Source organism: Enterovibrio paralichthyis, from assembly GCF_019209835.1.
Lineage (GTDB): Bacteria > Pseudomonadota > Gammaproteobacteria > Enterobacterales > Vibrionaceae > Enterovibrio > Enterovibrio paralichthyis.
The window spans coordinates 117154-138887 of record NZ_JAHUTS010000008.1; the positions used below are offsets into that span (position 1 = coordinate 117154).

At 50.5% G+C, this 21734-nt stretch carries 21 protein-coding genes; 14 read left to right on the forward strand and 7 right to left on the reverse strand.

Translation table 11 applies throughout. The features are described from left to right. Positions 1 to 8 precede the first annotated feature (8 nt). Complete coding sequence (locus tag KU854_RS11840; RefSeq protein ID WP_054779330.1) at positions 9 to 497, forward strand: chemotaxis protein CheW; 489 nt, start codon at positions 9 to 11, stop codon at positions 495 to 497. Then, positions 497 to 922 (forward strand): DUF2802 domain-containing protein, encoded by a 426-nt coding sequence (locus tag KU854_RS11845; protein ID WP_054779331.1) that lies wholly within the window; start codon positions 497 to 499, stop codon positions 920 to 922. Before KU854_RS11840 ends, KU854_RS11845 begins: the two co-directional genes overlap by 1 nt. A 17-nt stretch (positions 923 to 939) precedes the next feature. On the opposite strand, the gene KU854_RS11850 is transcribed toward KU854_RS11845, so the two are convergent. Next, positions 940 to 1233, reverse strand: a complete 294-nt coding sequence (locus KU854_RS11850) for an EscU/YscU/HrcU family type III secretion system export apparatus switch protein (RefSeq protein WP_054779332.1) — start codon at positions 1231 to 1233, stop codon at positions 940 to 942. Further along, the gene (locus KU854_RS11855; protein ID WP_218358752.1) at positions 1230 to 2006 is read right to left on the reverse strand and encodes a flagellar hook-length control protein FliK; all 777 of its coding nucleotides are present in this window, start codon (positions 2004 to 2006) and stop codon (positions 1230 to 1232) included. The genes KU854_RS11850 and KU854_RS11855 overlap by 4 nt, the downstream gene beginning before the upstream one ends. 167 nt (positions 2007 to 2173) lie before the next feature. Between KU854_RS11855 and ccmA the strand changes: the two genes are divergently transcribed. The 10 genes from ccmA (at position 2174) to KU854_RS11905 (ending at position 10026) form a co-directional block, all read left to right on the forward strand. After that, positions 2174 to 2788, forward strand: a complete 615-nt coding sequence (gene ccmA, locus KU854_RS11860) for a cytochrome c biogenesis heme-transporting ATPase CcmA (RefSeq protein ID WP_054779334.1) — start codon at positions 2174 to 2176, stop codon at positions 2786 to 2788. An 11-nt stretch (positions 2789 to 2799) separates the two neighbouring features. Next, the gene (ccmB, locus tag KU854_RS11865; RefSeq protein ID WP_418885852.1) at positions 2800 to 3456 is read left to right on the forward strand and encodes a heme exporter protein CcmB; all 657 of its coding nucleotides are present in this window, start codon (positions 2800 to 2802) and stop codon (positions 3454 to 3456) included. 41 nt (positions 3457 to 3497) lie between these two features. Continuing rightward, on the forward strand, positions 3498 to 4235 hold the full coding sequence (locus KU854_RS11870) for a heme ABC transporter permease (RefSeq protein ID WP_218358753.1): 738 nt from the start codon (positions 3498 to 3500) through the stop codon (positions 4233 to 4235). 3 nt (positions 4236 to 4238) lie between these two features. Further along, positions 4239 to 4445: a heme exporter protein CcmD gene (gene ccmD / locus KU854_RS11875; RefSeq protein ID WP_054779336.1), complete on the forward strand. Its 207-nt coding sequence runs from the start codon at positions 4239 to 4241 to the stop codon at positions 4443 to 4445. Beyond that, positions 4442 to 4924 carry a cytochrome c maturation protein CcmE gene (gene ccmE / locus KU854_RS11880; RefSeq protein ID WP_218358754.1) on the forward strand — a complete coding sequence of 161 codons (483 nt, stop codon included), beginning with the start codon at positions 4442 to 4444 and terminating at the stop codon, positions 4922 to 4924. The genes ccmD and ccmE overlap by 4 nt, the downstream gene beginning before the upstream one ends. Then, entirely contained in the window at positions 4924 to 6900 is a 1977-nt protein-coding gene (locus KU854_RS11885) for a heme lyase CcmF/NrfE family subunit (protein ID WP_218358755.1), read from the forward strand. The genes ccmE and KU854_RS11885 overlap by 1 nt, the downstream gene beginning before the upstream one ends. Before the next feature lie 2 nt (positions 6901 to 6902). Next, positions 6903 to 7457: a DsbE family thiol:disulfide interchange protein gene (locus tag KU854_RS11890; RefSeq protein WP_054779338.1), complete on the forward strand. Its 555-nt coding sequence runs from the start codon at positions 6903 to 6905 to the stop codon at positions 7455 to 7457. Continuing rightward, positions 7457 to 7945 (forward strand): cytochrome c-type biogenesis protein, encoded by a 489-nt coding sequence (locus tag KU854_RS11895; RefSeq protein ID WP_218358756.1) that lies wholly within the window; start codon positions 7457 to 7459, stop codon positions 7943 to 7945. The genes KU854_RS11890 and KU854_RS11895 overlap by 1 nt, the downstream gene beginning before the upstream one ends. Continuing rightward, positions 7942 to 9156, forward strand: a complete 1215-nt coding sequence (ccmI, locus tag KU854_RS11900) for a c-type cytochrome biogenesis protein CcmI (RefSeq protein WP_218358757.1) — start codon at positions 7942 to 7944, stop codon at positions 9154 to 9156. Before KU854_RS11895 ends, ccmI begins: the two co-directional genes overlap by 4 nt. Positions 9157 to 9237: 81 nt before the next feature. Next, on the forward strand, positions 9238 to 10026 hold the full coding sequence (locus tag KU854_RS11905) for an MlaA family lipoprotein (protein ID WP_218358758.1): 789 nt from the start codon (positions 9238 to 9240) through the stop codon (positions 10024 to 10026). Between the two features lie 57 nt (positions 10027 to 10083). On the opposite strand, the gene KU854_RS11910 is transcribed toward KU854_RS11905, so the two are convergent. The 4 genes from KU854_RS11910 to KU854_RS11925 all read right to left on the reverse strand — a co-directional run bounded on the left by KU854_RS11910 (position 10084) and on the right by KU854_RS11925 (position 14508). Further along, positions 10084 to 11415 carry an outer membrane protein transport protein gene (locus tag KU854_RS11910; protein WP_218358759.1) on the reverse strand — a complete coding sequence of 444 codons (1332 nt, stop codon included), beginning with the start codon at positions 11413 to 11415 and terminating at the stop codon, positions 10084 to 10086. A 290-nt stretch (positions 11416 to 11705) separates the two neighbouring features. Further along, entirely contained in the window at positions 11706 to 13004 is a 1299-nt protein-coding gene (locus KU854_RS11915) for an outer membrane protein transport protein (RefSeq protein WP_218358760.1), read from the reverse strand. Between the two features lie 216 nt (positions 13005 to 13220). Continuing rightward, positions 13221 to 13946: a DUF3379 family protein gene (locus KU854_RS11920; protein WP_218358761.1), complete on the reverse strand. Its 726-nt coding sequence runs from the start codon at positions 13944 to 13946 to the stop codon at positions 13221 to 13223. After that, positions 13933 to 14508, reverse strand: a complete 576-nt coding sequence (locus KU854_RS11925) for a sigma-70 family RNA polymerase sigma factor (protein ID WP_218358762.1) — start codon at positions 14506 to 14508, stop codon at positions 13933 to 13935. The genes KU854_RS11920 and KU854_RS11925 overlap by 14 nt, the downstream gene beginning before the upstream one ends. Positions 14509 to 15410: 902 nt before the next feature. On the opposite strand from KU854_RS11925, the gene fadI reads away from it, so the two are divergent. Together fadI and fadJ are read left to right on the forward strand one after the other, a co-directional pair. Next, complete coding sequence (gene fadI / locus KU854_RS11930; RefSeq protein ID WP_218358763.1) at positions 15411 to 16721, forward strand: acetyl-CoA C-acyltransferase FadI; 1311 nt, start codon at positions 15411 to 15413, stop codon at positions 16719 to 16721. Further along, positions 16721 to 18841, forward strand: coding sequence for a fatty acid oxidation complex subunit alpha FadJ (gene fadJ / locus KU854_RS11935; RefSeq protein WP_218358764.1), 2121 nt, complete (start codon positions 16721 to 16723; stop codon positions 18839 to 18841). The genes fadI and fadJ overlap by 1 nt, the downstream gene beginning before the upstream one ends. Positions 18842 to 18896: 55 nt before the next feature. Here the strand turns inward: fadJ and KU854_RS11940 are convergent, their stop codons facing one another. Continuing rightward, positions 18897 to 21674 (reverse strand): insulinase family protein, encoded by a 2778-nt coding sequence (locus KU854_RS11940; RefSeq protein ID WP_218358765.1) that lies wholly within the window; start codon positions 21672 to 21674, stop codon positions 18897 to 18899. Positions 21675 to 21734: the final 60 nt, after the last annotated feature.

Sequence of the window (21734 nt, forward strand, 5' to 3'; positions counted from 1 at the left end):
GAAAATAAATGTCTCAGGTAGCTGAAGTACAAAAAGAAAACGTGAATGACGAAGTCCTGCAGTGGGTGACCTTCCAACTGGAAGATGAAACTTACGGCATTAATGTCATGCAAGTCCGGGAAGTTTTGCGCTACACCGAAATCGCACCGGTACCGGGTGCACCAGATTATGTTCTGGGCATCATCAACCTGCGCGGTAACGTGGTAACTGTGATTGATACCCGCTCCCGTTTTGGCCTGGTTCAAGGCGAAGTCACGGACAATACCCGTGTCATCGTTATCGAGGCGGAATCGCAAGTTATCGGTATCATGGTCGACAGCGTGGCTGAGGTGGTGTACCTCAAGACATCTGAAATCGACACCACACCAAGCGTGGGTACGGATGAAAGTGCCAAGTTCATCCAAGGCGTCAGCAACCGCAATGGACATCTGTTGATTCTGGTTGATCTGAACAAGCTGCTCTCTGATGAAGAGTGGTCAGATATGGCAATGCTGTAATGCTCGACGTTGTGCTGCATTGGTTACCACTCGGCGTATCTGTTTGCGTTGGGGTGGTAGCCTTGTTGTTGCTCCGCTCTGAAAAGAAAGCGCGACATCAGCTTGAATCCAAGTATCAGGCGATGGAGCTACTGGCGAAGAATGCACGACAACAACATGAAAGCCTCTCCAAACAGTTCAATGAATTGAGGGCAGGGTCGATTGGGATGAGCCAGAAGCTGGCGGAGTTATCTCATCGGTTTGATGAGTTGGTGGACAAACAGAACGAGCTGGAAATGCACGATCCTGATGGCCGCCTCTACAGTCGCGCCTCTAAAATGGTGGAGCTTGGTGCTGATATCCATGAACTGATGGAAGAATGCGATTTGCCGAAGGCTGAAGCTGAGCTTCTGCTCAGCATCCGCAAGCAGCGCATGCTGCGATAAGCCTGACGCCGGGCGCATCACACCGACTGGTTAACGACAGACCCTTCCCATCCGGGCGGGGTTTTTCCGTCTAGGTACCAGGCAAACGCGATAAGCTCTGCAATCACCAAATAGAGTTGTTCAGGGATCTCTTCCCCAATATCCAATGCTGACAACCAATTCAGCAGCGTCTCATCACTGTGGATGAGCCCGCCTTGTTTTTCCATTTCCTCAATCAGCTTTTCTGCCAGTTCGTTATAGCCTTTGGCACTGACTTTTGGCGCGTTTACGCCGTCGTAGCGCAGGGCAATGGCACTTTTCGTTGTTTTCATACTTGTATGTCTACACCTGAATGAAGGGTGGCGGGTGCCACGTTTTCTGTGGTGGAAAATTCACATTGGGTCAGCGCAATATTGTGGCTTGCCAGCGCTTTTTCCAATGTCGGTAATGCGTTTTCGATTTGTTGCTGTAAGCCGGCAGCATCGGTAGACATTGTCAGCCTGAGTGTTTGATCTTCCAGTTCAGCCGTGGCGGTTAAATGACGGTTTTTAGACAGGGAAAGGTTTACAGTAACACACCAGATCTGTCGTTTTCGTTTCCCTGCCTGCTTTTTCTTCACCGTCACCCGTACCGGAGAGTGGTCTTCATTTCTGAATGGAAATAGCCAGTGGTATTCGCCGGTCTTAGTCTGTTCATTAAGCCGTTGTTCTGCCAGTAGCATCAGTAGGCCTTTGGTCTTCCCACCCACGTCATCTTCTTGGTGCTGGAGTACGTAGTTCAATGTGTGATGCAATGCTATGTCGGCTTCCTGTTGCGCCAGCCATTTCGCCGCCTGTTGAATGTTTTTTGGGGGTAACAGCGCTGCAGCGAGTTGGGAAAGTAAAGTTGAGAGCTTTGCTGAAGATGAATCGCTGCGATACAGAAACGGAAAGAGGTTGATGAGTGTTAACAATTGAGAAATTTGTGAGCGCGCAGGAGCAGTGTTGAGGCCTGAGGGCGTGGTTGAAGCGCCCATACCCCCAGATGCCTGCAAGGTTTTCAAAGGAATGTCCTTGATGTGCTCCTGCACTAATGTGTTGATATGACTGATATTATTGATTTTCATATTTGCTCACAATTCGTAACGCATCAAAGATAGAGTCCCCGGAATTATCTCAGTAGGATTTTACTGCCTGGGGTGCGCGGGCGAGATCTCGCAACTACCGATGTGAGAGGGCTCTATGATATTATCGGGCAAATTTTTCATTACTTTATCGGGAACGCTGATTTCTCATGTTGGAAGTCCGTCAGCTCAGCTGTATCCGGGACGAGCGGGTATTGTTTGAAGACCTTTGTTTTTCTGTATCACCGGGCGATCTGGTGCAAATCGAAGGTCCAAATGGTGCGGGTAAGACCACACTGTTACGTATTATCGCCGGATTAGGGTTGGCAGAAAGCGGGGATGTATTGTGGGATGGTGAGCTGGTGACCAAAGCGCGCGAAACCTTCTACAGCAAACTGCTTTTTCTGGGACACAGCACGGGTGTCAAACGAGAAATGACGGCGTTTGAAAACCTGGCGTTTTATCAGCGTATGCACGGTGTGAGTGATGAAGCCAAGTTATGGGATGCATTGGCGCGGGTTGGCCTGGCTGGGCGTGAAGATGTTACAGCTGCTCAGTTGTCCGCGGGACAAAACCGTCGCGTTGCGTTGGCACGTCTCTGGATAAGCGAGTCGCCGCTGTGGATTTTAGACGAACCGCTGACCGCGATTGATAAACAGGGTGTAAAAGTGTTGGAAAACCTGTTTCAGCAACATGTCGACAATGGCGGTATGGTGCTCTTTACCACCCACCAGGATATGTTCGACGGCAACCCGAAATTGCGTCGTATAAAGTTGGGGGCGTAATGGGAACTGCTATGTATCACATGATCCGCCGCGAACTGCTGATTGCCTTTCGTCGCCAGTCGGACATGCTAAACCCACTGTGGTTTTTCATTATTGTCATTACCCTGTTTCCATTGGGGGTTGGGCCGGGGCCGAACCTTCTGGCAGAAATTGCGCCGGGTATTATCTGGGTTGCTGCATTGCTGGCCGCCGTTGTGTCTCTTGAGCGGTTGTTCCGCGACGATTTCGTGGACGGCTCACTCGAGCAAATGCTGCTTATGCCCGAGCCGCTTTCAGTGCTGGTGTTTGCCAAAATTATCGCCCATTGGCTACTGACAGGGTTGCCTTTGTTGATCATCAGTCCGCTGTTGGCAGTATTACTTTCTTTGGACTGGGCTGCATACAAAGCGGTGGTGCTGACACTTTTGCTCGGCACACCAACATTGAGCTTTCTCGGTGCGATTGGTGTCGCGCTGACTGTAGGACTGAGAAAAGGTGGTGTGCTGCTCAGCTTGCTGGTGCTTCCACTTTTTATCCCTGTCCTCATTTTTGCCACTTCCGCCATTGATATGGCTGCGAGTGGATTTGCGATTAATGGTCAGCTTGCCATTTTGGGCGCGCTGCTGGTCGGTTCCGCGACACTCTCGCCGTTTGCTGTTTCCGCAGCGCTGCGGGTGAGTGTTCAGTAACCTCAAAGATTTTCAATGATTAAATAAGAGCGATATTAGCGATGTGGAAATGGCTTCACCCTTATGCAAAGCCAGAGGCAAGCTACAAACTTTGTAACACGCTGTTACCGTGGTTTGCTGTATTGGCGGCGTTGTCTCTCGTCACCGGCACCATTTGGGGTCTGGCATTTGCGCCTGCTGACTACCAGCAGGGAGACAGCTTCCGGATCATCTACATTCACGTTCCAGCGGCAATTTGGTCGATGGGTGCGTACATGTCGATGGCGATTGCTGCCTTTATCGGCCTGGTGTGGCAAATCAAGATTTCTGACTGGGCAGCTGCAGCGATGGCGCCCGTCGGTGCCGTGTTTACCTTTATTGCACTGGTGACTGGAGCGGTTTGGGGCAAGCCAATGTGGGGCGCATGGTGGGTGTGGGATGCACGCCTGACTTCTGAGCTTATACTCCTGTTCCTTTACCTGGGTGTGATTGCCCTTTACAACGCATTTGATGATGACCGCACGGCGGGTCGTGCAGCCGGTATTCTGGCTATCGTAGGTGTCATTAACCTGCCAATCATTCACTTTTCGGTTGAGTGGTGGAATACCCTGCACCAGGGCGCAACCATCACCAAGTTTGCCAAGCCTTCCATTGCACCGGACATGTTGTGGCCACTGTTGCTGAACATTTTCGGCTTTGCGTTTTTCTTCGGTGCCTTGTCACTGATGGGTTTGAAAAACAAAATCTTACAACGCGAATCACATCGTCCATGGGTTCGAGAGCTGGTAGTAAAAGGTTAAGGTATGCACTTTTCATCTTTCTCTGATTTTCTGGCTATGGGCGGTTACAGCGCCTATGTATGGAGCTCGTTTGCTATCACGTTTATCGCCATGGCTTGGTTGGTGGTGTCGGCGAAATTGACGCGCAGGAAACTTTTTAAAGAAATAGAGAACAAAGTTGCCAGAGAACAACGTATCAAGAATGCTCAAAGCATGGAGAACACATTATGAACCCAAGACGCAAGAAACGACTGGGGCTTGCACTGGCTCTGTTGTTTGGTGTAGGCGCAACGATTGGACTGGTGCTCTATGCGCTGAATCAGAACATGGACTTGTTCTATACCCCAACGGAGCTGGTTAACGGTAAGCCTGATGGCACCAAGCCTGAAGTCGGCCAGCGTCTGCGTATTGGCGGCATGGTGGTTGAGGATTCCGTAGAGCGCGACCCACAATCTTTGAAAGTGAGCTTCAAAGTGGCGGACATTGGTCCGCAGGTCACTGTGCAGTTTGAAGGCATTCTGCCGGATCTGTTCCGTGAAGGGCAGGGCATTGTTGCGCAGGGCGTATTGGTGGATGCCAATACGGTACTGGCAAGTGAAGTGCTGGCGAAGCACGATGAAGAGTATATGCCTCCTGAAATTGCAGAAGCGATGAACAAAAGCCACTCACCGCTTGAGTATTCTGAGCAGCAAAAACAAGGTAGCTACTGATGATTGCTGAACTGGGGCATTTTGCCCTCATTATCTCGCTGGGCTTTTCGGTTCTGCTGAGTATTTACCCGTTGTGGGGGGCGCAAGTTGGCAACCAGGCCATGATGCGTTCTGCACGGCCTCTTGCCATCGGCATGTTCCTGATGCTGCTGATGTCTTTCATCGCATTGAGTTGGGCGTTTTACACTAACGACTTCACCGTCAGTTATGTCGCCAGCAACTCAAACAGTGCCTTGCCGTGGTACTACCGCCTGACGGCAGTATGGGGCGCGCACGAAGGTTCTCTGTTGCTGTGGGTACTCATCCAGGCGGGTTGGACGTTAGCAGTTGCTGTCTTCAGTCGTGGTATGCCACTGGAATCCGTCGCGCGCGTACTGGCAGTGATGGGTATGATTGGTGTGGGCTTCCTGCTGTTTATCATTCTGACGTCAAACCCGTTTGAACGCACTTTGCCGTATTTCCCTGTTGATGGCCGCGATCTCAACCCGTTACTTCAAGACCCAGGCCTGATTGTTCACCCACCAATGCTATATATGGGCTATGTGGGCTTCTCTGTCGCATTTGCTTTTGCGATTGCGTCACTGATGGCAGGCCGTCTTGATACAGCATGGGCGCGCTGGTCGCGTCCTTGGACAACGGCTGCGTGGGTATTCCTGACACTGGGTATCGCTTTGGGTTCCTGGTGGGCGTATTACGAACTCGGCTGGGGTGGCTGGTGGTTCTGGGATCCAGTAGAAAACGCCTCCTTCATGCCGTGGCTTGCCGGTACTGCGTTAATGCACTCGCTGGCAGTGACAGAAAAACGCGGTACGTTCAAAGCCTGGACGGTATTGCTGGCAATCTCTGCATTCTCACTGAGCCTGTTGGGAACTTTCCTGGTGCGCTCCGGCGTACTGGTATCGGTGCATGCGTTTGCCTCTGACCCAACCCGTGGCCTGTTTATTCTGGCGTTCCTGGTGATCGTTATCGGTGGCTCTTTGCTGCTTTATGCCCTTCGCGCGTCTGAAGTACGTGTTCGTGGCAACTTTGAACTGCTTTCCCGTGAAAATGCCTTGTTGGCAAACAACATTCTGCTGGTTGCCGCGCTGGTGGTAGTCCTGCTGGGTACCCTGTTGCCACTGGTACACAAACAACTCGGCCTGGGCTCGGTTTCTATCGGTGAACCTTTCTTCAACCTGCTGTTCACATGGCTGTCTGTGCCATTTGTGTTCATCTTGGGTGTGGGGCCGTTGATCCGCTGGAAACGTGACAACCTGAAGAACGTGAAGAAAGAGATGGCAGTTGCCGGCGTTCTTTCAGTGGTGCTTGGCGTTGCCATGGTGTGGTTCTTCGCCGATACCTTTATGCCGCTGGCTGCGCTGGGCGCTGTCATGGGGCTGTGGGTTATCATCCTGTCTGCGATTGAGGTATACCAGCGCGCGACACACCGCCATACTTTGGTGACCGGCATGGGCAAACTGGGCCGCAGTCACTGGGCGATGGTGCTAGGCCACGTGGGTCTTGCGATTTCTGTGCTGGGCATTGCAATGGTGCAGAACTACGACATTGAACGAGACGTGAAAATGGCGCCGGGCGACCGCGTGGTTCTGCAAGGCCATGAGTTCCACTTTGCCGGATTGCGTGACAAAGATGGTCCGAACTATGACGGCTACATTGCGGATTTTGACATTTACCGCAATGGCAAACGTATCAACACTCTGCATGCAGAGAAGCGCTTCTACAACGTGCAGCGCTCTATGATGACAGAAGCAGCGATTGACCGCGGCATCACCCGTGACCTTTATGTCGCGATGGGTGAGCGTCTGCCGGACGGTTCATGGGCTGTTCGCTTGTACTACAAGCCATTTGTCCGCTGGATCTGGTTTGGCGCACTCGTTATGTCTATGGGTGGTCTGCTTGCCATGTCTGATAAGCGTTACCGTTTTCGTCAAAAATCCAAGTCTGCGGTCTCTGTTGAGCCCGTGAAGGAGGCTTAAAGGTGAAGAAACCTTTACTCTTTATCCCGTTTGCCCTTTTTATGGTGTTGGTCGCCGTGTTCTTTGTGCAGTTGGGCAAAAATGCTGATGGCGATGACCCGACTAAACTGGAATCGGTTCTGGTTGGTAAACCTGTGCCTGAGTTTCGCCTCGAAGATTTGACCGAGGCAGGCAAGCTCTACGATCAGGATATTTTCAAGGGTGAGCCTTTGCTGCTCAACGTTTGGGCAACCTGGTGCCCGACCTGTTATGCCGAACATACCTATCTCAATGAATTGGCAGCGCAGGGCGTGAAAATTATTGGCCTGAACTATAAAGACGACCGCGTGAAAGCGATTGGCTGGCTGAACCAGTTGGGCAACCCTTATCTGATCAGTCTTTTTGACGGTAACGGTATGCTGGGGCTGGATCTGGGCGTTTATGGCGCACCGGAAACCTTCCTGATTGATGCAAATGGTGTGATCCGCTATCGCCACGTTGGGGATGTGAACGACCGCAACTGGAATGACACCCTGCGTCCAATGTACGAGCAAATGCTGGCGGAGGCGAAAAGCTGATGAAACGTTTTCTATTCGTCACACTACTGGCTTTCAGTGCGGTTTTTTCAGTGTCAGCCTCCATCGAGGTTTACGAGTTTGACTCGCCGCAGCAAGAGGAAATGTTCCAAAAGCTGGGTAAAGAGCTGCGTTGTCCAAAATGTCAGAACAACAACATTGCGGATTCAAATGCAGGTCTGGCGCAAGACCTTCGTATGAAAGTCTATGAAATGCTTAAGCAGGGTAAAAGCGAAGACGAAATCGTCGACTACATGGTGGCGCGTTACGGTAACTTCGTGACCTACAACCCGCCACTGACAGCTTCCACGCTGATCCTCTGGGTGGGCCCGGCGCTGTTTGTTGTTGTTGGTTTTACCATTCTGGTCATGCGTAGCCGCAAACCCAAAGTGAAAGCAGAAAAACAGACGTTGAACAGTGAAGAGCAAGCAAGACTTGATGCTTTACTGGAAGAACAATCTGATCAAAACAATAAGGAAATCAAGGGATGACAGAAATGTGGTTCTGGCTAATTACCGCCTTAATGATTGTCGTCTCTATTGGCCTTTTTGTGCTGCCAATCTACCGTGGCAAAGATCAGGACGAACTGGCTAGCCGTGATGAGCTGAACAAAGCTTTCTTCCGCGACCGCATGGCGGAGCTGAATGAAGAAGCACAGGAAGGCCTAGTTGAAAACCAGGACGAACTGGCGCTGGAGTTGAAACAGTCCCTGCTTGACGATATTCCGGAAAATACACAGGCAAGCAAGAGCCAGCGAGTATCGCTGGCAATGTTGCTGCCAGGTGTGCTGGTACTGGTTTTCCTCAGTTATGCCCTTTACGGCATCATGGGTAACCAAAGCAAAGTGGTTGCCTGGCAGGATACTGCTTCGCGTCTGCCTGAGCTGTCCCGTCGCCTGATGTCTGACAGTCAGGATCCGATGACTGAGCAGGAAATGGATGAAATGACACTGGCATTGCGTACCCAACTGCAAAGAACACCTGAAGATGGTATGGGATGGTTGTTGCTTGGCCGTATCGGACTTGCCAACCGTGATATCCAGACAGCGGAAGGTGCGATGGCAAAAGCGTATGATCTGATGCCACAGGACAGTGATGTGAAACTGGGTTATGCCCAGTCACTGATGCTGTCTGGCGACGAGCAAAATGCCAATATTGCACGAAACTTGCTGCGTGAGGTCATCGCTCAGGATCATACCAACCTCCAAGCCTTCTCCCTGTTGGCGTTTGATGCTTTCGAACGCGGCGCATTTGATGAGGCGGTGGCGGCATGGTCAACGATGAAGCAACTGCTACCGGAAAATGATCCGCGTATCACCATGCTTGAGCGCAGCATTGCCCGTGCAGAAGCACAGATGGGCGCAGGACAGGGGCAGTCAGTATCGGTCAACATTTCACTGGATGAAGGTGTCAATCTACCCGCAGACGGTGTGCTGATTGTTTCTGTTCACTCGGCAGACGGTGCGCCAATGCCTGTCGCTGCTAAACGCCTGCCGTTGGACAAGTTCCCACTGACGGTTGAATTGACTGACGCAGACAGCATGATCCCAGAGCGACTGATGTCCTCATTGCCTGAGGTTTTGGTGCGTGCACGTATCGACAATGATGGCAATGTGATGACAAAAGACGGTGACTGGTTTGGTGAAAGCCAGCCATTTGAGCTTGGCGGCAGTGCCGATATAGTGGTTAACCAAAAGCAGTAACTGTTTTATACTTCAAGGCATAAGTAGAAAGGCTGGTCACAAACCAGCCTCTTTTTTATCTTTTCAAGGACAAAAAAGACAATGTGGAAACGTCTTATCATTGCAGTTGGTGCATTATTGTTGGTTACCGGCTGCGCCCAGTCCCCGGAGTCCGAAGCAGAAGCGCAAACTAATGCTGAATTTGTGGATGAGTCCCATCCGGATGACCCATTTGAAGGTTTCAACCGCGCGATGTGGGCAGTGAACTACGACTATTTAGACCCCTATGTCGCGCGCCCGGTGTCACTGGCCTATGTGAATTACGTCCCAAACTGGACACGTACCGGCATAGCCAACTTTCTGAGCAACCTCGAAGAACCGGCAAGTATGGTGAACAGCCTCATCATGTTGGATGGCGAAGCGGCACTGACCCACTTTAACCGATTCTTTATAAACACCATTTTTGGTCTTGGTGGCATTATCGACCTGGCTTCGAATGCCAATGTGCCGAAAATCAGTGATCGCCAGTTTGGTGATGCCATGGGGTATTATGATATCGGCCAGGGGCCGTATTTTATGATGCCGGTTTATGGGCCTGTGACGTTGCGAGAAGGTGCTGGTGATGTGGTGGATGGGTTGTATCCGCCACTGGTATGGCTGACGTTCCCGCAGTCGGTATTGAAATGGCTGTTCGAGGGAATGGAAAGCCGTGCTGAACTGGTTCAGCAGGAAGGCTTGTTGAACAACTCGCCGGATCCCTACGCATTCACCCGTGATGCTTACCTACAGAACAAGGCATTCAAGGCACGTGGTGGGGAAGTGGAAATCTACTCAGAACCGGATGATGAATATCTCGATGATGCCCTGCTAGACGAGATAGATAATTACTAAATCATAAAAAATGCCACTCGCAAGAGTGGCATTTTTGTCTCCGCAGTCGGCAATCGCTTAGAAGCGGTAAGTCGCCTGAACACCTGCCAGCCAGACGCTGCCCGTTGTTTGGCCTTTAAACTGACCACCGAATGCTGCCGCAAGGCCCTCTTCAGGTTCGTCAATGTGTTTACGAGGTTCTTCTACCTGTGCATCTTTAGCAAAGATGTAAGTAAATCCAGCATCCAGAGTCAGATTTTCTGAGTAGTTATAGCCAGCACCCAGACTCAACCACAGACGGTCGGTTTCTGGAATGGTGATGGTGCGGTTTGCGTCATCCACAGCGGCCATATCGTAAGCGATACCCGAGCGTAGCTGGGTTTGTGCATTCAGCTGGTAGGTTGCACCTACTGCAAAGCGGTAGTTGTCCTTCCAGTTTTCCTGCTTAACCAGTTGGTTTGGCTTAGAAAGGGATGGAATGTTGGCTTCCAGCTTTTCAAAGGTGCTCCAGTCTGTCCAGTTGATGCTGGTGTGAACGGCAACTTTTTCAGTCAGTTGGTGGAAGCTTGCCAGTTCAGCAGTTGCTGGCATGGTGAGAGCCATACTGCCAGCATATTTAACCATATCTAGAATATTTGGATTACCGCTGTACAAATTGAATCCAAGTCCCTCTGCGTGGCCTTCCAAATTCAAATCTACTTCTGAGCGGTAGTTAAAGCCAATACGGGTATCTTCATTGATTTGCCAAGCCGCACCCGCCTGCCAGCCCCACGCCGTATCATCACCTTCCATATATTTCAGTGTGGTGCCAGCAGGAGCCATTCCGCCAGAAGCAATTGCTCCAATGCTGCCTTCACCCATCACATAACGGACACCAGCACCTACAGAGAACTGGTCGTTAATTTTGTAAGCGATATTCGGGTTGATTTCCATCGTCATCACAGATGCTTCGTTACCAAACTGGGTGCCTTTGAAGTTGTCATCCAGTTTGGTGTGCATACCGAAGTTTGAGCTCAGTGCCAGACCCAGGAACATCTTGTCATTCACCTGATGGGACAGATAAAAGTTAGGAATGACAGCAGCATCAGCAAAGTCTTTAGATGAGGTTGCAGTTTGCGTTTTTTTACCAGTAATTAGATTGGTCTGGGTGGTGATGCCATCAACGTCTACATTTGGGTCGACGTAGATCATACCTGTAGATACCTGGGTACCTTCCAGTTTGGTCAGCATTGCCGGATTACGGAATTGCGCAGAGGCGTTGTCAGCCATTGCCGCTTCACCGGCGTATGCGCGGCCTAGACCTGTCGCTGAATATTCTGCTAGTTGGAAACCTGCAGCCATTGCAGAGGTAGAAGAAAGCGTGCCGAGAGCCACAGCAATTGCCAGAGGCAAAGTTTTGTTCTTGTTCATTAGAGTAATTGCTTGAGTTTTTAGGTCGCTACAGGGTACTGACTGAAAAACAAGATGCAATTTTGACTGGCTTGCCTTAATGTATTTAGGTTTATATTCTGGTTGTGAATCTAATTATAGATATACATTCTGACAAATTGGTTAAAGTTAACACCTGTACGCTGAAACTCAGCGAACACGTGTTTCAGTAGAATGCTGAAAAATCACTCATTTTAATGCCAATAAATGATCATCTGGCATTAAAAAGGGGAGCATAAGCTCCCCTCTAAACATTTTTTGTACGCAAGCTATTAGAACTTGTAGCTGTACTGGATGCCGTACAACCAAGCATTCGCACGGGTTGTTGCTTCAACGGTAGAAAGAACAAGTTCATTGGCACCAATTTCTTTCGAGAGGGTGTCTTTAACTTCAACATCCTGACCAATCAGGTAAGTCATACCGAAGTCGATCGTTGAATTTTTGGTTGCCTGATAAGTGAAACCAGCGGAGAACCACTGACGGTCAGAGTCTGGTACAGAGATAGATTTCTTCTGATCCTGTGCGCTGGTGTCGTACATGTAACCTGCGCGCAGTGTCCAGTCGTTGTTCAGATAGTAGGTACCACCGATAGAGTAGTGCATACCATCTTGCCAGTTGTATTCGTTCAGCACGGTACCGCTTGACGTTGCCAGCTTGTCGAATGTGCTCCATTCAATCCACTGTACTGAGTAGTGCATTGCGAACTTATCGGTCAGCAGGTGGTAGCCGGAGAACTCAGCGATATCTGGCAGACGCAGTACCAGATCACCATCAAGTTGTTTACCGGCGAAAATCATAGTGTCACCGCTAGCTTTGATATCTGGGCTGTGACGGTAGCTCAGACCGAAACGGTGTTTCTCGTTCAGCTCGTAAACAGTACCGACGTTCCAGCCAAAACCTGTGCCTTCAGCATCGATATTCAGCATGTTGTCGCCAACGCTATTTGCGACCAAACCGCCAATAATTGGGTCTTTTGCCAGATGATCTAAACCTGAACGTTTCAGCTTACCAGTCCCCTGGATCAGATCGATACCTGCACCCAGGCTCCACTGTTCGTTGATGCGGTATGAACCGCTCAGTGCGAAGTTTACGCTTTTAACATCTGTCAGACCGCCAAGTTCATTGGCTGGGAAGTTGTCCGCGAATTCTGTTTTGGTACCGAAGTTTGAGTAGATACCTGCACCCACTGCAAATTTGTCATTGATAGGGTGTACGTAGAAAATGTTTGGTACCAGAGAAATATCGCCGGCTTGTGCCGTATCGATAGATTCAGGCGTAGACATTTGGAACAGGTTTTTACGGTAGCTGTATGTTGCATCTTTAACCTGAACATCAGTATCGATAGCGATCAGACCCAGAGACAATTCCGGTGCATCAAACATTGCCATTGCTGCAGGGTTACGTGCCATGACTGCTGCGTTATCTGCAATAACTGCATCACCTGCGAATGCGCGGCCTAGGCCGGTTGCAGACTGACCATTCAATTGGAAACCGGCAGCCATTGCCGAGGTAGAGCTTGCTGCAACAGCCAGTGCCACTGCTGAACGGATAAACAGACGCTTCTTATTCATAATGTGAATTAATCCGAATGAATTTATATTTTTATTGAAATTTTATGCTTAAAATTAAGCTGCGCGGATTCTATTGTGAAGCTTGTAAATTGGAAATCTGACCAGTTACGAGACGCTGTCTTGTATGTGAGTGGTTGTTTGTAGATGGCTGTATTTTAAGAAAGAAAAAGGAGAGCAGAATGCCCTCCTAAAAAGTGTCACTAAATGTAATCAGGTTTAGGTGCGTTGATTTAGCTGTGCTTTTAACTCTTCGGCAAGCGGCATCAATTTAGCACCGTCTTCTGCTACCACAATCACGCTGCTGTTGTGGGCGGCAGGAAGGGAAACCGCTTCCATTTTACCGTCAGAATAAACTTCCGTTTTGTTTGCTGAGTCAGGCACGACAAACACAGTGTAGGTCTCGCCATTTTCCTCTTTTAGCACCATGTGCAATGCTGCTTTATTGTCAAAACTACAGTGGTTGACGTAAGCAATTTCCCCGGGCATCTGGCCATTAAACAAAACCCCTAAAGGGGCCAGCTTTGCATTTACTTGCCTCAGCGTCGCTCCTTCAGATGCGGCGTCGGTAAAAGGCGACTCATTGTAGTAATGCGCTAAGGCAATTTGCCCCAAACTGGCTGCGTTGGGTGACGTTGGCAGCGATTGCCAGTTAAATTGCCCAAGCAAAATGCCGAATACAAACGCAATAGAAGCAGCAATCGCCAAATGAAATTTGGGTTTTCTGTTTTCCCGCACCACATCACTGCTTTGTTTAAACAGGATTTTGTCTACTAAGTCATCAGGCACATCGACACGCAAAGCCTGATCGATCATCGCATCCAATTGCTCCAATTCAGACGCCAATTTTGTATTCGCCGAAGACGCCGCTTTTGCCTCCAATACAGCGGGGTCTTTATCTTGGGGATCGGCCAGAAGGCGGCGTCGAAATTCAAGCTCGTCCATTCTGTGAACCTCTCTGTGTGGGTTGTTGACTGTCCATGAACTCTTTTAGCTGATTACGGGCCCGAAACAAGCGGGTCATCACCGTATTTTTATTCAGATCCAGAATCTCAGCAATTTCTTCACCACTGAACCCTGCCAGTACCTGCAATACTAACGGTTCACGGTATTCCGGCGAGAGACGCATAATTTGACGGTGCAGCCATTGCTGCTCCATCGACGCTTCTTCGCTTGGTTGGTCATGGTCAGCGACCTGATGGTCATCAATATCTACCAGTTCAAGCTGTTTACGTTCAAACCGGCGCGCGTTTTCGCGCCGAAGTATGGTGATTAACCATGCTTTGGCGGCGTTATCATCCTGAAGGCTATCAAGCGAACGCCAAGCACGCAGACAAGTTTCCTGCACCAAATCCTCTGCCACATGCTGATCTTTTGTCAGCCAGTAGGCATACCGGTAAAGGTCTCTGTGCCAGGCTCTCACGAGCGCTTCGTATCGTCTCTGTTTTTCCATATCATTAGAGACCTGAGATGTTGTCGATTTCTTTCCAAATATTTTAGAAACCATTTTATCTTCCTGGAAAACGGGCTCTTTTTTGTTAGCGGTAAACGGTGGCGGGCACACTTCCAGCCAATCCTGAGCCTTGCCACCCAAGTATAGGTGCTTCTCAATTTAACCATGCAGGCCAAGATGTTAAATATCGACTGGCGGCAATTTCAGTGGATCTGAGTATTAGAAGCCGGGTGTCCACGGTTTGATGCAAACTTGTTCCCAATGAGCATATGCATTCAGTTTCTATGAGTAAAGAAATGGAAATTACTACGCGCTGTGCGGCATTCTGATAACCATTGATGAATAATCAGACATAAAATTGATCTGCTTCAAAAAGCCTTCTCAAACCATGGGTATATTAGGCACTGTCATCTGGTGACGTGTTACAGGTTTCGTTGGTTTACCGAATCTCTAACGCTTAACCGTGTTGAGCAAGATGACAAACTTCCTTTTTGAAGGCTGACTTTACTTTCTCCTCAGGTCTTAGACCTGATTTGCAATTGGCTTTACGTTAATTGATTTAATACGTGATTGCTTTCCACATACGTTGCCACACTCAATGAGTGTGGTTTTTTTTTGCCTTTCATTTCCAGCACCCTAGGTAAGACCATCCCTAGTCTCTAGTCTCTAGTCTCTAGTCTCTAGTCTCTAGTCTCTAGTCTCTAGTCTCTAGTCTCTAGTCTCTAGTCATTTTTCTTTGTCTTTTGTCTCTCATCTCTTTTCTTTTGTCTTCCGTCTTTCGTCTATCGTCTCCCGTCTCCACCTCTTACCCCATCTCCCATCTCAGCTTTATTTGCAAATATGTCGATGCCGTCTCCGTTTGCTGTAGAGAAATAATTAAAACGCACGTTTTAATCTGATAACAAATTGGTTACACTTTCCTGGTCTGACCTCTAACTCAATTGCAAGGAGTGGCAATGAACTCTCCCCTTAACCTGACCACCCGTCAGGGCGAAAGAATCGCTGTTGTCGCGGGATTGCGAACCCCGTTTGCAAAACAATCCACCGCGTATGCAGATGTACCGGCTGTCGATCTTGGCAAGATGGTCGTCAGCGAATTGTTAAATCGCACGGCGGTGGATCCTAAGCTAATCGATCAACTGGTGTTTGGTCAGGTTGTCCAGATGCCAGAAGCGCCAAACATTGCCCGCGAAATTGTGTTGGGGACGGGCATGAATGTTCACACTGATGCTTACAGCGTCAGCCGTGCCTGTGCGACCAGTTTCCAGTCTGTGGTGAATGTGACGGAAAGCATTATGGCTGGAACCGTGGATATCGGTATCGCGGGCGGTGCGGACTCCTCTTCCGTTTTGCCTATCGGTGTCTCAAAGCATATGGCATCTACCTTGTTGGCGTTGAGCAAGGCGAAAACCATGAGCAAACGCCTCAAATTGCTGAGCAAGCTCTCCCTGAAAGATCTGGCGCCAGTTCCACCGGCAGTGGCGGAGTATTCAACCGGGCTTAGCATGGGACAAACCGCCGAGCAGATGGCAAAAAGTCACGGCATTACCCGTGAGCAGCAGGATGCACTGGCGCACCGTTCACACACACTCGCTTCGAAAGCATGGGCAGAGGGTTTGGTGCGCGATGAAGTCATGACAGCATTCCCCGAGCCATACAAGCAGTGGATCGATAAAGACAACAACGTGCGTGACGATTCCTCGCTAGAAGGGTATGCCAAGCTGCGTCCGGCATTTGATCGCAAACACGGCTCGGTGACGGCCGCGAACAGTACCCCGCTGACGGATGGTGCCGCAGCGATTATGTTGATGCGCGAAGGTCGGGCTAAAGAACTGGGTATAACGCCGCTGGGCTATATCCGTTCATACGCATTTGCCGCTATCGAGGTAGAGCATGACATGCTGATGGGCCCATCTTACGCCACGCCAATTGCGCTGGACCGCGCGGGGCTCACCCTGAATGATTTGACCCTTATCGATATGCATGAAGCTTTTGCCGCTCAGACGTTGGCAAACGTGAAAATGTTCGGTTCAAAAGCCTTTGCCGAGCAAAAGCTGGGACGCAGCCAGGCGATTGGTGAAATCGATATGGATAAGTTCAACGTCCTCGGTGGTTCGATTGCCTACGGGCACCCCTTTGCGGCAACCGGTGCACGCATGATCACGCAGACCCTGAATGAACTTCGCCGACGCGGTGGTGGCCTTGCATTGAATACCGCCTGTGCGGCCGGTGGCTTGGGTGCGGCAATGATCCTGGAGGCAGAATAATGAGCGATAACACGATGACAACGAACGCATTCACCCTGCGCTATGGTGACGACGGTATTGCCTGGCTGGCTATCGATGTCCCGGGGGAAAGCATGAACACCCTTCAGGCAACCTTCGTCGAGGAAGTCAGCGCCATTTTGGATGAACTGGAAAGCCGCAAAGACCTGAAAGGCATGGTGCTCTTTTCTGCCAAGCCGGATAACTTTGTCGCCGGGGCTGACGTGCGCATGCTCGATGCCTGCCAAACCGCAGAAGATGCTCAAAGCATTGCGGAATCTGGGCAAAAGCTGTTTTCCCGCATCGAAAAACTGCCATTTCACGTTGTTGCTGCAATTCATGGCCCTTGCCTTGGTGGCGGACTGGAATTGGCGCTGGCTTGCCACAGCCGTGTGGCAAGTGATGATGACAAAACCCGCATTGGCTTGCCGGAAGTCCAGCTTGGTCTGTTGCCTGGCTCTGGCGGTACACAGCGTTTGCCGCGCCTAATTGGTGTAGCGGGTGCGTTGGACATGATCCTGACCGGCAAGCAGCTTCGTGCCAAAAAAGCCAAGAAAATGGGTGTGGTTGATGATGTTGTGCCACAGACCGTATTGCTGCGTGTCGCTGAAGAGTTGGCACTGAAAGGTAAACCAAAGCGTAAAAGCTCTTGGCAAAACTGGGCAATGGGTGGCAATGCGCTTGGGCGTTCGGTGGTTTTCGATCAGGCAGCCAAGAAAACCCGAGAGAAAACCCGCAACAACTACCCGGCTACGGATGCCATTCTGGATGTGATCAAGCATGGCCTGGATAAAGGCATGGAAAAAGGGCTGGTGATGGAAGCCAAGCGTTTCGGCGAGCTGGTCATGACATCTGAATCTGCGGCACTTCGCAGTCTTTTCTTTGCTACGACGGCGATGAAAAAAGAGAACGGTGCGGATGCCGAGCCACGCAAGGTGACCGGCGTGACCGTGTTGGGCGGCGGCTTGATGGGAGCGGGGATTGCCAATGTGTCGGCCACCAAAGCGAACCTTGCTGTGCGTGTAAAAGATGTCAGCAATGACGGCATCCTGAATGCAATGAATTACAGCTACAAGCTGCTGGATAAAAAGCGGAAACGCCGAATTATCTCGAAAGCAGAAATGCAAAAGCAGATGGGGCGGATCAGTGGTACCACTGATTATTCCGGTATGCAGGGTAACAATGTGGTGGTGGAAGCCGTGTTTGAAGACTTGAAGCTCAAACACCAGATGGTGGGAGAGGTGGAAGCCAACCTCAAACCCGGCACTATCTTCGCCACCAATACCTCATCGCTACCAATCCACCAGATCGCGGAAGGGGCAAAGCACCCGGAAAACCTGGTTGGTCTGCACTACTTCAGCCCGGTCGATAAAATGCCGCTGGTGGAAGTTATCCCCCACGCGGGTACTTCAGAGGAAACGGTCGCCACTGTGGTTAAACTGGCCAAGAAGCAGGGCAAAACACCGATTGTGGTCGCCGACAAAGCGGGCTTCTATGTGAACCGTATCCTCGCGCCTTACATGAACGAAGCGGCCATGACCCTGCTGGCGGGCGAATCGGTTGAGCATATCGACAATGCACTGCTGGATTTCGGTTTTCCAGTCGGACCCGTGACACTTCTGGACGAAGTAGGCATTGATATCGGTGCCAAGATTAGTCCAATTTTGCTGGCAGAATTGGGTGAACGTTTCCGTGCGCCGGATGTGTTTGATGTGATGCTCAATGACGGCCGGAAAGGGCGCAAGAGCGGCAAAGGTTTCTTCCAGTACAACGGCAAGAAAAAAGAGGTCGACAAGCGCGTTTACGATCTTCTCGGTGTGAAGCTGAAATCTACGCTGTCATCCCATGAACTGGCTATTCGTTGTGTCCTGATGATGCTGAACGAAGCAGCCCGCTGTCTGGATGAAGGTGTAGTGAAATCAGCAAGGGATGGCGATATTGGCGCTGTATTTGGTATCGGCTTCCCGCCATTCCTTGGTGGCCCTTTCCGCTATATGGACCATATCGGTAGTAAACGTCTAGTGGAAATGCTTGAACAGCATGAAGCCAAATACGGCGAGCGATTCGCGCCATGTGACAAGCTAAAAGCAATGGCAGCCGAAGGGTTGACCTTCCACGGTTAAATACAAAAATTCCCGGTTATGCCGGGAATTTTTTTAGCTGTTGTCTGCAATCAGGCTAGTTAACCCTTTCCAGCCGGTTTAGGCGGAATGTTGCAATCGAATCGATCGGTTGCATGCCTTCGACCTGACATTGGTTGGGGTGGGCACCGCCGCAGCTGTGAAGGATCAGGCGGTCTGCTGTTCGTGGTTTTAGTTGTTCCACCACAAATTTCACCATCTCGGCACGATCCATATGGCGGATCGCATCCGCCACCTTCTGGCGCTGGGAAAATTCTGCATCCTTGTTGCCAATGCTGATCCACAAGCGTTGACCACGGGCACGGAGGTTGCCATCCGGCTCCTCAATCTGTGCGATTAACCCTTGCTTACTGGCCTGCCACTGGGCGTCTGACAGTTCAAGCAGGATCAGGAAAAACGCATTGAGGAAATCATCAATCGCCTCGACCAGTTTACTCGGCCCTACCTGTGGCGACTGCACATAAAATATCAGTCCCGGATGGCGGTTGAGCGGCATATTACCGGAGCCCACCATATAGCCCAGTTGCTGTTTGGTGCGCAGTTCATTAAAAAAGATCGCCGACATTAGGTGCTGGGCAAACGTATAAAGTGCCACATCCTGTGGTTGGGTCTGGTAGCTCTGGTAGTAGACCAGCACTGCGGAGTCCTGACTGTCACAATCTACCTGATAGGCAACACTGCCTGCTTTGTTCAGTAGCACCAGCGGACGGGTAGACTCCTGGTAACGCTGGTTGTGAACACGCAAGGCATCCTTGATGGTTTCTGCTAACGCCAGTGTCTGGTTTTTCTGCCAGTTGCCGTAGACAAACATTTCAACGTGCAGCTCAGACATCACACGGGTGACAAAATCCGGCAGCGCTGATACTTCCAGCGGCTCCAGAGCCTCAATCAATGCTTCGTACGGCGGATTGTTTGGCTGCAAAATGCCTGTCATCACATTGTAGAGACGGTTGATGGGCTTGTTTTGTGTCGCATTGGTCCAGCTTCTGAGCAGCTGTGTCTTGATGATGTTAAAGCGCTCCGGGTTGAAATCCCGGTTGGCAAACTTCTGAAGCACCAAATCTAACAGCAGCGGCAGTTTTTCGTTGAACCCACTTAGCTTGAGGGTTACGCCGCCCTGATGGGCATACAGGTTGTAACTGAGGCCGGCAACTTCCGCGGGATAGGTAGTTTCGTTGATCGCTTCGAGCAGCATCTCAACACTGACGCGGGTTTTAACAATGTTCTCCACCGATTCCACCGCGTGCGGGCTGTCGATGGCCACATAAATCACGCCTTTAGGAACGCGGTATTCGGTGTCCTGCAGATGCCAGAGGCGAAAGCCCGGCAGTTCCTGAATAAGTTCAGGCTTGTCTTTATCCGGCGCTTCAAGCGGCGCAGGATCCAGCTCGTAACTGATAAACGGGTTTTTATCCGGCAAAGACAGCGTTGGCGAGATAAAGTCGTCCTGCCAATGAGTAAGTTGGGCAGCAGTGAAGGGTTTCACACTGTACGGCGTGTCATACCATTTGGCCTGATGGTTGTGTTTCCCACCTTTGGCAATCAGGGTTAAACGCATGTTTTCCGGTGTCAGGTAGCCCAGCATTTTCCGGATTAAAGGCTCATCATAGCCCTGCATGACGTAGTCGCCATAAAGCACATCATCGTCACTGTAGTGCTGCATATTCAGCACCATGTGGCTGACGGTATCAATTGGGCGTGAAGGCTCTTGATATCGGAACGCCATTTCCTGCACGGCACGTTTTTCTGCATATCGCCAGGCTGCCAGTCCCTGTTGGCGGATCAGGTTTATCGACTGGAAAATCGCGGCGACGATGTCATCGATGCGGGTTAAACCGGTTTCGGTCAGACTGACGCTGATGGTGAACTCCCGGAAATTGGAACCGCTGATCCCGCCACCGGCAGAGAGGTTATTGATCAAACCTTTGGATTTGAGCAGTGACATCACACTGCCGGTACCTTCATAGCCAAGCAGGTGGGCAATGTAGGAAAGGGGCTTGGTGCGGTAAAACTCATCTGTCGAGGGCAGCGAAAATGCCAGTGTCAGTTTGCGTACATCTTTCAGCGGTTCAATAGAAATGAACTGCTGGAGTTGGGCTTTTTCGACAAAAGGAACCTGAGGAACAAACGGTGCGAGTTGATGGTCAGGGATGGGCTCAAAGGTCGATTGCGCCAAGGCTTCCAGTTCGTCCAGTGAAAGCGGTCCGGTAATGGACGCCGTCATCAGGTTTGCGCTGTAGTGGGTCTGGTAAAAGCGGATCAGTTCATCACGTACAGAGCTGCCGTCGCGGTCTTCGAGCGTGTCTGCACTGCCCACGGAAAACTGGGAAAAGGGGTGTTTCGGGTTGATGGTTTCTTTCTGTACCTGATAGATACGACGGACATCATCCTGGATTTTCAGGTGATATTCAGAATCAACCGCGTTGCGCTCTTTGTCTACCGCTTCAGCGTTAAAAAGGGGGGCTGAGAAAAACTGTCCGAACCGATCCAGTGCTTCGCCAAAATAGCTGTGCTGGATATCAAAAAAGAAGGTGGTGTTTTCTGTGCCGGTCCAGGCATTGTTACTGCCGCCGTGACGACTGATAAAAGCCTGGAATTCACCCACTTTGGGATATTTTTCGGTGCCGAGAAACAGCATGTGCTCAAGGAAGTGTGCCAAGCCTTCGCGATCTACCGGATCGCAAAAGTGGCCGACGTTGACACTGAGTGCCGCTGCACTGCGCGGTGCATGCAAATCCTCGATGAGTAACACACGCAGGTTATTTCTGAGTGTGACGAGTCTGTAGCTGCGATGATCGTTTGGGCTGATCTGCACAATGCACCTTCATTAGTAGGGTCTGCGAAAAGCGTTTACGCTTTGTTGCGATGTGTTCAC